At 59.3% G+C, this 13987-nt stretch carries 10 protein-coding genes; all 10 read right to left on the bottom strand.

What is annotated here, in order from left to right:
* Nucleotides 1-288, bottom strand: a complete 288-nt coding sequence (locus ACI3L3_RS07320) for a hypothetical protein (RefSeq protein WP_404844454.1) — start codon at nucleotides 286-288, stop codon at nucleotides 1-3.
* Nucleotides 285-1571 carry an FAD-dependent oxidoreductase FixC gene (gene fixC / locus ACI3L3_RS07315; RefSeq protein ID WP_404844453.1) on the bottom strand — a complete coding sequence of 429 codons (1287 nt, stop codon included), beginning with the start codon at nucleotides 1569-1571 and terminating at the stop codon, nucleotides 285-287. Before fixC ends, ACI3L3_RS07320 begins: the two co-directional genes overlap by 4 nt.
* Before the next feature lie 127 nt (nucleotides 1572-1698).
* Nucleotides 1699-3321: a sodium:solute symporter gene (locus ACI3L3_RS07310; protein ID WP_404844452.1), complete on the bottom strand. Its 1623-nt coding sequence runs from the start codon at nucleotides 3319-3321 to the stop codon at nucleotides 1699-1701.
* Between the two features lie 824 nt (nucleotides 3322-4145).
* Entirely contained in the window at nucleotides 4146-5093 is a 948-nt protein-coding gene (locus ACI3L3_RS07305; RefSeq protein WP_404844451.1) for an FAD-binding protein, read from the bottom strand.
* A gap of 12 nt (nucleotides 5094-5105) precedes the next feature.
* Nucleotides 5106-5879: a putative electron transfer flavoprotein FixA gene (gene fixA, locus ACI3L3_RS07300; RefSeq protein ID WP_404844450.1), complete on the bottom strand. Its 774-nt coding sequence runs from the start codon at nucleotides 5877-5879 to the stop codon at nucleotides 5106-5108.
* 105 nt (nucleotides 5880-5984) lie between these two features.
* Nucleotides 5985-6836, bottom strand: coding sequence for a MaoC/PaaZ C-terminal domain-containing protein (locus ACI3L3_RS07295; protein ID WP_404844449.1), 852 nt, complete (start codon nucleotides 6834-6836; stop codon nucleotides 5985-5987).
* A 114-nt stretch (nucleotides 6837-6950) separates the two neighbouring features.
* The gene (gene caiC, locus ACI3L3_RS07290) at nucleotides 6951-8567 is read right to left on the bottom strand and encodes a crotonobetaine/carnitine-CoA ligase (protein ID WP_404844448.1); all 1617 of its coding nucleotides are present in this window, start codon (nucleotides 8565-8567) and stop codon (nucleotides 6951-6953) included.
* A gap of 181 nt (nucleotides 8568-8748) precedes the next feature.
* A complete protein-coding gene (gene caiB / locus ACI3L3_RS07285) occupies nucleotides 8749-9981 on the bottom strand; it encodes an L-carnitine CoA-transferase (RefSeq protein WP_404844447.1) in 1233 nt (410 codons plus the stop codon).
* A 45-nt stretch (nucleotides 9982-10026) separates the two neighbouring features.
* Nucleotides 10027-11160: a crotonobetainyl-CoA dehydrogenase gene (caiA, locus tag ACI3L3_RS07280; protein WP_404844446.1), complete on the bottom strand. Its 1134-nt coding sequence runs from the start codon at nucleotides 11158-11160 to the stop codon at nucleotides 10027-10029.
* Nucleotides 11161-11210: 50 nt separating this feature from the next.
* Nucleotides 11211-12731: an L-carnitine/gamma-butyrobetaine antiporter gene (gene caiT / locus ACI3L3_RS07275; RefSeq protein ID WP_404844445.1), complete on the bottom strand. Its 1521-nt coding sequence runs from the start codon at nucleotides 12729-12731 to the stop codon at nucleotides 11211-11213.
* Nucleotides 12732-13987 lie beyond the last annotated feature (1256 nt).

Below are 13987 nucleotides of genomic sequence, written 5' to 3'. Positions count from 1 at the left end.
CTAGCCGAAGCGGAATTCCACGCCCATGGTGCCCTGCGGGTATTCCCACTTCTGCAGGATGGTCTTGCCGCACAGGATGCGGCAGGTGCCGCATTCCAGACAGCCGGCAGAGTCGAAGAAGAACGCGCCGCTGTCGTCACGCTTGTAGAGGCCAGCGGGGCAGGCCGCTTCGAGCTTGGCGAATTCCGCAGGATCGGGATTCTCAATCAACTCGATATGCGGGTTGCCTTCATCGACAAAAAACTTGTTCACGCCGAGTTTTACATCAACGTTGACTGTATTCTTCATATCGCTCTCACTCCTTTGATGCCGTCCTTAATCATGTTGAGGAAGCCGACCTTCTTCAGATGCGGCAGAGCCTTCTTGCGAAGCGGTGCGGAAGGACCGTTGATGGTGAAGAGGTCCTTCATGATGCCAGCGACCATCTGAGGGTAGTCGTTGAACATACGCGGATTGTCGAGGAAGCCCGGCAGGTTCTTGTACTGCTCCAGGTCCTTCATCACAAAGCTTTCGCCAAGCTCGGCGGTGTAGGTCCCCAGACCGGCCTCGCTGAAGTCGCCCTTCTCCTTGGCGGCAATAACGGCCTTGGCCGCGGCTTCGCCGGAGGCAACGGCAAGGTCCATGCCGCGCACGGTGTAGCCAACGTTCAGGCACAGGCCAGCGGCGTCGCCAGCGATGAGTACGCCGTCGCCAACCATCTTGGGCAGCATGTCCTGTCCGCCTTCGGGCACGACGTGGGCGGAGTATTCCACCTGCTTGCCGCCCGCGACGAGGGGCTTCACCGTGGGATGGTTCTTGAAGTCCTCCAGCATCTGCGGAACGGACTTTCCAGCGGCCTCGATGTTGTGCAGGCCAAAGACCACGCCAAGGGAGATGGTGTCCTCATTGGTGTAGAGGAAGCCGCCGCCCATGTGGCCGTCAGAGGGCATACCGGCAAACAGCCATGCAGCGCCTTCGCCATCGGCGCAGCCGAAGCGGTCGTTAATCTGCTCCTTGGACAGTTCGATAACTTCCTTCACGCCCACTGCGCAGTGGTGCGGGGTCACCTTGTCCACCATGCCCAGCTTTTCGCCGAGGATGGAGTTCACGCCGTCGGCCAGAATGACCACGTCGGCTTCCATTTCCTCGCCGGCGGCCACAACGCCGCAGACCTTGCCCTCACGCACGATGAGGTCGTCCACGCGGATGCCGGGGACGATGCTGGCACCGGCCTCTTCGGCCTTGCCCGCCAGCCACTGGTCAAAGTTGGAACGCAGCACGGAGTAGGAACGCTCGGCCGGATTCTCGGACTGCGGACAGGCGTAGTCCATGGTGGTGCTGGACGTCTCGTCCATGAAGGAGACCTTCTCGTGGACGATGGTGCGCTCGATGGGCGCCTCCTCGGCAAAGCCGGGGAAAATCTTTTCGAGGCTGTGGCCATAGAGTCTGCCACCGGTCATATTCTTTGCGCCGGGGAAGTTGCCGCGCTCAATGACCAGTGTTTCCAAACCGGCCTGAGCCAGCAAGTAGGCGCTGGTACACCCAGCAAGGCCAGCACCTACTATTATAGCGTCAAACTTGTCTTCCGACATAATTCACCTCTTGTACGGCGCGGAGCCGAAGAAATGTTTGTTGGTTACGCCTTGTTCAGCTCCCGCGGGGGCGGGAGCCTTCCCTCATGTTTCTATTCCAAGCGGACGAATCCGCTTTGTTCACGTGCTAAAACGGCAGCATTGCCGTGACGTCGCGCCCAAGGAGCGCGTTGTAGGGCACAGCCCAGTACACGATGAGAAGCGCCGACACCGCGACTCCGGTTCCAATCATGAACCAGCCGTACATTCTGTCGCGGCGGTAATCGCTGGCCTTTTGCTCGGCGCGCGGCATGGTGTGCAGCTTTTGCAGAAAAGCCACCTCTTCCGCGCTGCGCCGCTGGCCCCGCGAGCCAAGGATGCCCAGAATCACACTAACAGCCACGCCGATGAAGAACGGGCCGAACAGATTCTCAAGGGGCAGCCCGGCAAACTCCTTCAGGCACTTGGCGATGAAGTAGCCAAAGAACCCGCCCACCATGGCGAGGAAGGCCCCGCGCTCGGTCAGGGACTTGCTCCACACACTGGCAAAGGCCACATAGCCCCACGACGCCGCAATAATGGTGCTGGCAAACCATGTGATGATGCGGATGCTCGACAGGTTCAAATACGCCAGCCCAAGGGCAAGAAGGCCCACCAGCAGCACAATGATGCGCGTCCACATCAGCTGACTGCGGTCGTCCTTGAAGGACATGTTGCACACGTCGCTGGTCAGGCTGAAGCTCACCACGGAAAGGAACGTAGAAGCCGAGGACAGCCCGGCGGCCATGATGCCCGTCAGCATCACAACGCCCACCAGCTTGGGCATCACTTCATAGGCGGCCCAGATGATGACGCGCTCCGGCTCCGCCATACCCGGATGCAAGGGGATGACGCTCACCGCGATAAGGTAGAGATACAGCGAAAAGACGATGGTCAGCACAGCGGCCATGGCTCCGGAACGAAACGTCACGTGCTCGTTCTTTGCCATGAGGTTGCGCCCTGCCTGCCACGGACTCACGCCCACGGCGACCATCCACACAATGCCCATGGTCACGGCGTAGAACATAATATCCGTGACCGACCCGCCGCCCACATTGCCGTGGTAATCCAGCATGCCTTGGGGCGTGTTCGGGTTCTGCGCCAAGGTGACCAGCAGGTCACCCAGCCCGCCTGCCGCGTCAAAGACGTACGGCCCGGCGATGATGGTGGCACCCAGAAAGAAAATAAACATGATGGTATCCGTCAGGATGACCCCTCGGGACCCGGAGTAGAACGTGAACAGGGTGATGCAGACCCAAGCGATCAAGAGGCACACGCCCCGATCAAGCCCGGTCATTGTCTGCATAAGGATGCCGGTGCCCTGAATCACGCTCAAAAGATAGGCCGTCAGCGAAACAACGGTGGTCACGCCTGCAAAACGGCGGATGCGCGTGCTGTTGAAGCGGTAGCCGAAATACGAGGGCATGGTCCGGACACGGGCGCGGCGGATATAGCGCCCAAACAGCAGCGCGCCGAGCACGTACCCACACGCGCACAGCGTGTTGATGAGAATCATGGTGGTAATATTGCCGCCGTAGCAGTAGGCGGTATCACCCATAAATCCGTTGGTGCTCAGCATGGACGCAAACAGCGTCCCGGTGATTAAAATGGTCGGGGCATTTCTGCCACAGACGTAATAGTCCTCAACATTCTTGACTTTGAGGCCGGCATAGGTGCCGACTATCATATAGACAACAACGCTCAGCAGAACGCCTATTGTATACACATCCACAGCGTTTCTCCTGATTGTTACACGTTGTCGTTATCAAGCCTGCTTCGTCTCTGCTCCCTGTGGAGCGTCACATTCATGTAGACGCCAACAGCGATCAAGCACCCCCCGATAAATAAGGAAAAAAGTATTTCACCCATAGGTACCTCCTGTTTCCCAGCCCCTCATGGCAAGCACCACACACATCGCTTGCCGTGTCCCGGAAACCTTGGAAGACAAACACTATCCCCCACAACGTCCGCAAGCAGTCTTGGCGGACGGAAGACCACACAAAAGAGGCATTTGGTTTGTCGAAACGCACTGTCCTGCCGAATGAAGCAAGAGCGTGCCGCGGCCTGCCAAGGAGTGCAGACCGCGGCGCCCTTTCAACAGGATACCGGGACAATGTGGTTCTGCATCGGAGCCAACAAAGCACAGGGCCTTGCCGGGACGGATGGAGCACCACAGCGTACAGCGGATGGAGCGCGGGGCGACGGATGACGAGGAAGCGGCGTGGAATTCTGGCGGAGGTCACAGACAAGGGCCAAGGCCAAGCCTGAGCGTCGAAGTCGGGGATAAGCCCTGCGGCGCGCCGTGTAAAACGAAAACAGCGCCTTCAAAAACCCAATACGCATCGTCATATATTCAAAGAACACTTCCGCGGCCTCAAAATGGCCCGCGAGATACGCCCGTTACAGCAGCGCCCCGCCACCGCGCCGCGCTATGCAGCATCAGTGCATCAGGCAAAACATTCACACCCCATGCGGCGCATTACTGCGCCAACCCACCATGCGCCCCCTGAAAGCGGGGCCGCACAGCAGTGCGGCCCCGCCCGGAGTCCCAGATGTCTACTCGCCTTTGAAAGCTTCGGTCAGCGCGGGCATGACCTTGTAGATGTCGCCGACGATGCCGTAGTCGGCGAACTGGAAGATGGGGGCGTTCTTGTCCTTGTTCACGGCCACGATGGTCTGTGCGCCGTTGGCGCCAACCATGTGCTGAATCTGGCCGGAGATGCCCAGAGCGAGGTACACTTCAGGCTTGGGCATAACGCCGGAGATGCCGATGTAGCGCTCGTGCTCCATCCACTTTTCGCCTTCGGCGATGGGACGGGAGCAGCCCAGCTCGGCCTCAATGGCGGAGCACAGCTGTTCGGCGATGGCGATGTCTTCCTGCTTGGCAATGCCGCGGCCGATACCCACCACGCGCTTGGCGCGGTTCAGGTCGACGCTGCTGCCTTCCTTGGCGCGGCGCTCAACGCACTTCACAGCGCATTTAGGCTCCACGAAGTCCACGGAAACGGCTTCGCCGGTCTTGGAGGCGTCGGCCTCGCCGCCAGCGAACACGCCGCTGGCAACCACGACGATGGAGACGGCGGAGGTCACCTTCTCTTCGCCAAGGGCCAGACCGCCGTAGACCATGTGCTTGCCGGACACGCCTTCGGCGCCGGCTTCGATGTCGGCGGCCTCGGTCAGCACGCCGGCGTTCAGCTTCACGCCCAGCTTGGAGGCAAGGCCCTTGCAGCGGCGGGTAGCGGGCAGCAGGACCATTGCCGGGGTTTCACCCTCGGCGATGACCTTGGCCATGGTGTCGGCGTAGTCCTCGACGATGCTTGCGGAGTCCTTGTCGCCAAGGTGGTACACGGCGCTGGCGCCAAGGGCGAAAGCCTTGGCCACGTCGTCCTGGGAACCGAGGACGAATGCGGAGACCTTTTCACCAAGTTCGGCGCCGCCGGCGATCACTTCGGCCAGACGGGAAGCCGCATCACTGAATACCCATACGTTGGAAAGTTTGCTCATTTTCTTCCCCGTTTAGTTGATGACTTTGCGGAGGTTGCCGACGAATTCAGCGATCTGATCTTCGCCATCGCCTTCGATGATGATCTTCTTCCGTTCCTTCTGCTTGGGCGCCTGCACGGAGACGGACTCCACAAGCTCGGACTGCTCGCCAAGGCCGAGTTCGTCGGCGGTGAGCACGTTCACGGGCTTCTTGGCGGCCTGAAGGATAGCCTTCATGCCCGGAATGGCGGGAACGTTGATGTCGGCGGTGACGGAAACAACGGCGGGAAGAGCGATTTCCAGCACTTCCACTTCGTCTTCCAGAGCGCGCTCAACCGTGAGCTTGCCTTCCTCAGCGGAGACAATCTTGCTCACGCCGCTGACGGTGGGCACGTCCAGCTGTGCGCCAAGGCGCACGCCAACCTGCTGGGCGTACAGGTCGCCGGAGCCGTCGCCGCAGAGGATGAGGTCGTAGCCGACCTTTTCGGCGGCAGCGGCCATGACGGCGGCCGTCTTGTGCGGCAGAGCGCCCTTGAAGCCTTCGTCGATGACGGCGGTGAGTTCGTCCATACCGCGGGACAGGATGTCCTTGCGGGCCTTGGTGTTTTCCAGCTCCTTGCCGCCAACGCTCAGGGCGGTGACGGTGGTGCCCTCAATCTCGCCCTTCATGTCCACAGCGGCCTGCACGGCGTTGAGGTCGAACTGGCTGATCTTGGGAGCGGCCTTGCTGGTGTCGAGGCTGCCGTCCTTGTTGACAGCGATGTCCTGCTCTTCAGGAACCAATTTGCATCCAACGATGATCTTCATGCTTTCTCCAATCTGTCTCGTATACTTTTTGTGTCAGGGAGCGACGCGCGCCGCCCCCTGACGGCCCCGGAGCAGTGCCCCGGAAGCAGTAAAAAGCTCAGCGCCCTACTTCCACTCGGCCAGAGCGTAGTTCAGGTACGCGATCTCGGGGTTGTCGGCGTCAATCACACGGAAGTGGATGGAATTGTCGTCCCACTTCCACATCTGGGTCTTGATCGTGCAGCCCGGGTACAGGGACTTGGTAATGCGGGTCTTGAAGCGGGTCAGGCGCTCCGGCTCGCCGGGGAACAGCGTGTTGATGATGTGACGGCACGCCACACCGGCGGTGCTGACGGCGTGCAGGTTCGGCTTGGGATGGCCGAATTCCTGCGCGTAAGCCCAGTCGATGTGCTGGGGGTGGAAGTCGCCGGAGAGGCGGTAGATGAGGGCGCGGTTCAGGGCGATCTCTTCACTCACCTCAAAGTCGGGCTCGCGCTCGGGAATTTCGACGATGTCCTTGGGGGCCTTGGGGCCACCCCAGCCGCCGTCGTAGAGGGCGCAGTCCCAGCTCTCGTTGGTGAAGAGCTTGGTGCCGTTCTCGTCGTAGGTGTCGCCAATGTGCTGCGCCAGCAGGCCACGGCCTTCGCCGCGGTCATACAGGCCCTTGAGCAGAACGTGGGTGCTCAGGGTGCCGGACAGAGCGGTCATGGGCTGGTGGAACTGCAGGTCAAAGCCCCAGTGCAGGGAGCCGCCCCAGTTGAAGCCGTAGTCGATAGTCTTGGTGACTTCGCTGTCCACAATAGGCATGGCAGCAAACATAGGCAGAACCTTCATGTCCTTCTCGTAGACGTACTGGAGGTCCGTCTTGCCGTCGTAACCGGCGCCGCAACCCAGTGCGAAGAGGCTCAGGTCCTTGAAATCATACTCACGCACGAACGGGCCGTAGGTCTTGCCCTGCATGTCCAACTTTAAAGCCATGTCGACCTTCCTTTTATGACTGTGATTATTACCTGCCGGGTGGTCACTTACTGATCACGATCAGGAATTTGCGTCCACGAATCCGGCGCGCTCAGCTTTCTGCCGCGCTGCGCACTACTGCGCGTTGGCGCTACATACGTTGGCAGCAGTCAAGCTGTTGCCTCCAACGCTTTCCATCTTCAGCACGTTCTTCTGGACCTTGCCGGAGCAGGACCGGGGGAACGACTTCCGAATCTCAATGTAGGAAGGCACCTTAAACTTGGCGATGTGCGCGGAACAGTACTCAAAAATCTCGTCCACGCTCAGCGTTTCGCCTTCCTTGATGATGACGAAGGCCTTGACGGCTTCGTCGCTGATGTCATCGGGCACGCCCACAACGGCGGCGTCCACGATTTTGGGGTGGCACACGAGAACGTTTTCAATCTCCGTCCCCGAGATGTTCTCACCGGACCGCTTAATGAGGTTCATATTGCGGTCCATGAAATAAAAGTAGCCATCCTCGTCCATGAAGCCGTTGTCGCCGGTGCGCAGCCAGCCATCCTTGCTCAGCACGCGGGCTGTGGCTTCCGGGGCGTTGTAGTACTCCCGCAGGATGGTCTTGCCGGGAATGCCCTTCACACAGATTTCGCCGAGGGTTCCCGGCTCCACCTCGTTGCCGCACTCGTCCACGATTTTGGCCTCGTAGGTCAGGCCCACACGGCCGATGGACGGCCAACGCCGCGCATCGCCCGGCCTGTCGCCAATGATGCCGACAATGGTTTCCGTCATGCCGTACGAGGTCAAAAAGCGAACCCCAAAGCGCTGCATGAAGGCGTCCTTCTCACTCTCGGCGAGGTCGAGGTAGAAGAGCACCTCGCGCAGACAGTGGTTGCGTTCCCACGTCTGTTCGGGCTGAAGCAGCAGGGTGCGGACCATGAGGGGTATACACTCCGTGATGGTGGCCCGGTGCAGACACACCTGACTCCAGAACCGATGGGCGCTGTACTTCTCCAGCATGATGAACGCCGCGCCGGTGGTGAACGTCGGCATGGCCGCCGTACACTGAAAATCAATATGGCACGCGGGCATCATGGTCAGGTACCTGTCGTCGCCGCGCAGGCAACACTGCCACGACGTGTAGCGCCCGGCGAACAGCAGGTTGTAGTGCGTGATGACCACGCCCTTGGGGCGCGAGGTGGTGCCGGAGGTGAACAGAACCTCCGCCACATCATCACTGGACAGAGGGACAATGGTTTGCAGCGTATCCGGCTGCTGGGCCATCTCCCTGCCAAAATTCACCGTACCGGGGATGTCCTCGCCGTGCTCCATACGCGCCACGAGGATGGTCTCCAGCGCTGCGTCGCCCTTGCGCTGGATGGTGTCGTAAATTTCAAAGAACTTCTTTTCGATGACGATGGTCTTAATGTCGCACTTCTGCAGAATGTAGGCGCTTTCGCCGTGCAGATAGTGGGCATTGATGGGGACCATGACGCCACCAATCTTGGCCAGCCCGAACCAGCTCACGATAAATTCGGGGCTGTTGTGGAGCTGAATGGCGACCTTGTCGCCCTTTTTAATACCAAGCGAAAGAAACAGGTTGGCGGCCCTGTTGATCTCCCTATTGAGCTCGGCATAGGTGTATTGTCTGGTATTTCCTGAAATGTCTTCAAAAACCAGCGCCGTCTTGTTGCCATGCATGCAGGCCAGTTCATCCCACATGCAGCGCAGGTTTTTGTTGCCGATAATATCCATCGCTCGCACCTCTTCGCTCAGCTCATTCATCTTCAGGCCACAGCGGAAACCTTGTGCATTCCGGTCCGTCTTCGCTCTTCTGCCGGAACCGTCTCACAGGAACTGACGTTCCACCGTGTGGTGACAGGAGGGACAGCCGCCAGGGAAACGGCTGTCCCTCCCCCACAACTTTAACCGAGTGTTAGTCGGCCTTGGGAGGATCGCTCAATTTGACAATGCCCTTGTCTGCAAGAGCGCTGATGGCTTCTTCCGTGTATCCGAGGTCGCTCAGGATGGCGGCGGTGTCCTGCCCATGCTCGGGCATGGGGCGCCAAATCTTGCCGGGGTTCTTCTTGAACTTCGGCATGACGTTGGGGCCTTTGAACTCCTTGCCGTCCTGCGTTTCCCACTGAGTGAAGGATTCGCGGGCGATGTACTGGGGATTGGACTCCAGCTCGGGAATGGTGAGCACCTTGGCAAAGGCGATGCGCATGGAGCCAAGCAGCTCCTGCACGTCTTCAAGGGACATCTCGGCGAAAAGCTCGTCGAGCTTGTCCTCGAACAGACGGCCAGCTTCGCAGTCGCGCTTGATAAGCTGGCAGCCCTCGGGGACGTCCTCGGTGCCGAGCAGATTGGACAGGCCCAGCTTTTCGAGCATGCCCTTGATCTGATTGACGCCCACCACTTCGGTGACGAAGTAGCAGTCTTTGCACTTGTAGGTGCCGCAACCGGCCCAGATGGGGTCCTTACCCTTGGTCTGACGCGGGCAGACCTGACCACCGTTGAAGTAGTCGATCATGTAATACTGGCCCACGCAGAGCATGGCTTCGTACATGGCGACGTCGATGCTTTCGCCCTCACCGGTCTGCTTGGCCTTGTACAGGGCGGCCAAAACGGAACTGGTGACGGTGAAGCCCGCAATATAATCCGCGGTGTACGGGAAGGCGGGCATGGGCTGGTCCACATCGCCATTCTGGATGAGGTAGCCGCTGAAGGCCTGCGCAATGGTGTTGTAGGCGGCGGAGTTGGTGTACTCGTCCACGCCGTACTGGCCGAAGCCGGACAGATGCGCAATGACCAGAGCGGGGTTGTGCTCCCACAGCAGTTCGTCGGTGATGCCGCGGCGGGCAAAGGCGGGGCCTTTGCTGGACTCGATGAGGATGTCCGTGGTCTCCATGAGCTTCAGGAACGCTTCTTTGCCCTCGTCGGAGAACAGGTTCAGCGACAGCGCATGGAGGTTGCGGCGGGAGTATTCGGGATAGTTCGGCTGCACACGGATGGTATCCGCGTAGGCCGTGTTCTCAATCCAGATGACTTCTGCGCCCCACTCGGCGAGCATCTGGGCAGAGAACGGACCGGCGATCTCGATGGCCGAGAACACGACGCGCACGCCGCTCAGCGGGCCGAACTTGGGAGTCTGCACTTTATTCGACATTCTACTGTGTCCTTGGAAGTGTTGTACGATTTCCGGGCCAGTCGCCTAGCGGTACTGCTTGAGCACAGAACGACCAAGGGTCAGGATCTGCATCTCGTCAGAGCCGCCGGAAACGCGGTCAACACGCAGGTCGCGCCAGAAGCGGCCCACGCGGTGGCCGGTGATGCCGATGCCGCAGAGAATCTGCATGGCGTCGTCCACAACCTCAAAGGCGGCGTTGGCGCAGTAGAACTTGCACATGGCGGCGTCGCCGGAAGACATGGTGCCGTTGTCGCACTTCCATGCGGCTTCGTAGATCATGTTCTTCATGCTGTTCAGCTTGATGGCCATGTGGGCGAACTTTTCCTGAATCAGCTGGGTGCGGCCGATGGCTTCGCCGAACTGCACGCGCTGGTTGGCGTACTTGGCGGCGTCCTCAAAGGCGCAGTAGGCCACGCCGTAGTTGGTGCAGGCCACGAGGAAACGCTCGCCGTCGAACTCTTCCTTCACGCGGTTGAAGCCGTTGCCTTCGGTGCCGAAGAGGTCCTTCTCTTCCAGCTCAACGTTGTCGAAGATGACTTCGCAGCAGCTGTCCATGCGCAGGCCCAGCTTGTCGAGGGGGTTCAGCTTGATGCCCGGCAGGCTCATGTCCACGAACCACTCAGAGAAGACAGGCTTCTCGGACTCGGAGTCACGGGCCATCACAACGAGGTAGGGGCAATGGGCGCTGCTGGTGATGAAGCACTTGTGGCCGTTCAGGTACACCTTGCCGTTCTTGCGGGTGTAGGTGGTCTTCAGGCTACCCACGTCGGAGCCGGCGCTGGGCTCGGTGATGGCGGAGTTCCACATCTGCTTACCGGTGCCGCGGAAGGCAAAGATCTTGTCGATCTGCTCCTGCGTACCGTAGCGCAGAATGGTGCCGAAGCCGGGCAGCTGGTACAGAACGTAGGTGGGTGCGCCGTGGCGGCCCAGCTCTTCCCAGATGGCGGCCAGGGTGACCATGCCTGCTTCCATTCCACCGTGCTCTTCGGGCAGCAGCATGGTGTCGATGCCGAGGTCGGCCAGTTCCTTAACCCAGCGCTCGGGGTACACGTGCTTTTCGTCGCACTCTGCGAAGTAGGCTTCCCAGTTTTCGCGCTCCATCAGCTCGCGTACGCCAGCTACAAACAGTTCCTGTTCATCAGAAAGCTTGAAATCCATGTGGATTCTCCTTGAGTTTTCTTTTTATCTACCTGGTATCACTAGGGAACTTACCAGTTCCGCTTCTTTGCATCCTTAATGAAGGACGTAATGATCATGAGGTTGACGAAGAAGAGCGGGCAACCGCCGGCAATGATGGCCGTCTGCAGGGGCTTCAGGCCGCCAAGAGCCAGCAGGGTCACGCCGATGACGCCCACGAGGATGGACCAGCCGACACGGACCCAAACCGGAGGCTCGCTGTAGCCGTCGGCCTCGGTGCAGGTGGACATGGCCAGCGTGTAGGAGCAGGCGTTAATCAGGGTAACGGTCGCCACAAAGCACAGGATGAAGAAGGCGCCGATGGTCACGGTGCTCAGCGGCAGCGCGGCCCACGTTTCGATAACAGCGCGCGGTGCGCCGTGCTCGGCGACCAACGTGGTCAGGTCCAGTGCGCCCTTGTGGATGAGGTCCATGGTGTTGCCGCTCAGAACGGTCCACATGAACCACGTGGTGATGGTCAGGCCGGAAACCATGCCGACGCAGACCTGACGGACGGTGCGTCCGCGGGAGATACGGGCAAGGAAGATGCAGGTCTGGATGCCGTAGATGACCCACCAAGCCCAGTAAAACACGGTCCAACCCTGCGGGAAGCCGCCACCACCGATGGTGTCGGTGTAGAACAGCATGCGGCCGAACTTGTCGAGCAGCACGCCCACGGAGTCGGTGAAGTAGTTGGCGATGAAAGTGGTACCGCTCAGAGCCAGCACCCACAGCAAAATGGCAATGGTCAGGTAGCTGCGCAGGTCGGAGGCGAACTTGATGCCCTTCTGCAGACCGCAGGCAACGCAGATGGCGTTAAAGACAATCCACGCGGCAATGATGGAGGCGTCCAGACCAAGGGTGTGCTCAATGCCAAAGAGGTACTGCATGCACTCGGTCACCAGCGGCGTGGCCAGACCAAGGCTGGTGCCCATGGCGAGGATGAGACCGACAATATACATATTGTCGATGACGGTACCGATGATGCCCTTGCAGTTCTTTTCGCCGATAAGGGGGGCGAGGGTACCACTGGGGCGGATGACGTTGATTTTCTTCACGAACAGGAAGTAGCCGAAGGCAACGGTAAAGAACCCGTAACCGGCCCAGGGCAGCGGGCCCCAATGGAACAGGCTGTAGGCAAGGCCGTATTCCTGCGCCGTGACGGAGAAGGGTTCAAAGCCAAAGGGCGGCGTGGCCACGTAGCAGTAGGCCTCATAGGAACCCCAGAACAGAACGGCAGCGGACGTGGAGGACGCGAACAGCAGGAACACCCAGCTCGCCGTGCTGAATTCGGGTTCCTCGTCCGGGTCGCCCAGCTTGTTATGCTTCCAGGGGCCAAAGACCAGCCATGCCCAGCCAGCCAGCATAACGATCATGTACCACTCAAACGCCCAGCCCCAAGAGTGGGTGACGTAGTGGAAGAGAGAGTTGATGACCTTGTTCGCCGCCTCGAGGTCGCGAACAGTCAAGTAGCACAGGATGCCGACTATGATCAGCGACGGAAAAAAGACTTTCGGATCAATCTTGATTGATTTCCCTTGTTCAGTACCCATCCGGTAGATCTCCAACTGCAATTGAAAAATGTTCCTGAAGCCAGCCCCACGGCCCCGCGGCATGATTGCCGGTCATGCACGCATGCGCCCATGCCAAGCCATGACCCTCCGCGGATGTGCTACCAGCTCCCCCTGACAGGCGAATGCCCCTGCCCCTAAAGGCCTTGCGTTCCAACCCGACATGAGCATTACACCGCATAAAACACGCGTTGCCGCACGGGGCTTTTGTGATGCGCCCCTCTTACAGCAGCAGCTTGCGACATCGGGAGGACAACGCGGCCTGCTTCCGTCTGTTGGCGCATTCGCGCCACCCTCCATGGATACGGATGAATTTCGAACGGCCCGCTTCGGGCTCGCGCGCCTGCACATATGGCCTGCGCGCGTGTTCCACACGCCCTCTTGCGCCCTGTTCGCCATTCAACACATCCCGGGAAGTTCCATCCGGCACATGGCTGTGGCGGCGTTGCCGCCCACGTTGTCAATCTGGAGGCGAAAACCGCACGAGTTCTGATCCAAGATCACCGCTACCAATGAAGCGTTGAGAGTGGTGCCCTACGATACGCTCGTGTTTTCAAATGGTTTGCTCCTCGCGGTGCGGTTGTCCATTTCCAGACAATCTCCCGTCGCCGCGCTCGTGAAAATTTGCATGATCGCGATCATTTTGCAATCACATTTTTTTTATAACCACGTTCATCGGCGGGTTTTTTGAATTGAAAAACAAAGAATCCGGGGTGTTATCCAAAATCATTTTTTGGCAGTTTTTCCAGCGTGGTCGGTATGCCACCATTTTGAGGGGGAGAATGCGGACGCAGGTATTTGCTATAAACACTTGGAATAATATACTTTCCTTCAAGATTGTCCGATTCGTGACAAAACGCACCACAAACACAATCACGGTAAATTTACTAATCGTGATTATACCCTGCTACGCACGGCCCCGCTCCCGCAGCACGGCCCTTCTCACCCACACGCCAATATCGCCCCGCATCCGGTCGGAATCATGACCGATGTGCACGCCAGCGGCATGCATCGCCATAACGCAAAGCGTCTTATAGATGACAGAATATCCATCCGGAGCGTTACGAAACGCTTCACACACGGCCAAAACGCCTTGCGCAGGACATACTGCGTGCGCAAAAATTCCACTGCTGACAGGATACAGGCGACATCAAGCGGCGACCTTGCGCATTATTGCGCATAGGTTTTCATGATGACAGCAATGCGCTACGATTGACTTTCGGGCCGAAACGGAATAT

Origin of the sequence: Desulfobaculum sp. SPO524 (assembly GCF_044987625.1) — a bacterium.
Lineage (GTDB): Bacteria > Desulfobacterota > Desulfovibrionia > Desulfovibrionales > Desulfovibrionaceae > Desulfobaculum.
This window is presented reverse-complemented; position numbering and strand designations above follow the sequence as displayed.

Excerpts from the sequence above, each read along its gene's own strand:
- ACI3L3_RS07305 (WP_404844451.1), bottom strand. The coding sequence starts at position 5,093 with ATGAGCAAACTTTCCAACGTATGGGTATTCAGTGATGCGGCTTCCCGT.
- ACI3L3_RS07320 (WP_404844454.1), bottom strand. The coding sequence starts at position 288 with ATGAAGAATACAGTCAACGTTGATGTAAAACTCGGCGTGAACAAGTTT.
- caiB (WP_404844447.1), bottom strand. The coding sequence starts at position 9,981 with ATGTCGAATAAAGTGCAGACTCCCAAGTTCGGCCCGCTGAGCGGCGTG.
- fixC (WP_404844453.1), bottom strand. The coding sequence starts at position 1,571 with ATGTCGGAAGACAAGTTTGACGCTATAATAGTAGGTGCTGGCCTTGCT.
- fixA (WP_404844450.1), bottom strand. The coding sequence starts at position 5,879 with ATGAAGATCATCGTTGGATGCAAATTGGTTCCTGAAGAGCAGGACATC.
- ACI3L3_RS07295 (WP_404844449.1), bottom strand. The coding sequence starts at position 6,836 with ATGGCTTTAAAGTTGGACATGCAGGGCAAGACCTACGGCCCGTTCGTG.
- caiA (WP_404844446.1), bottom strand. The coding sequence starts at position 11,160 with ATGGATTTCAAGCTTTCTGATGAACAGGAACTGTTTGTAGCTGGCGTA.
- caiC (WP_404844448.1), bottom strand. The coding sequence starts at position 8,567 with ATGGATATTATCGGCAACAAAAACCTGCGCTGCATGTGGGATGAACTG.
- caiT (WP_404844445.1), bottom strand. The coding sequence starts at position 12,731 with ATGGGTACTGAACAAGGGAAATCAATCAAGATTGATCCGAAAGTCTTT.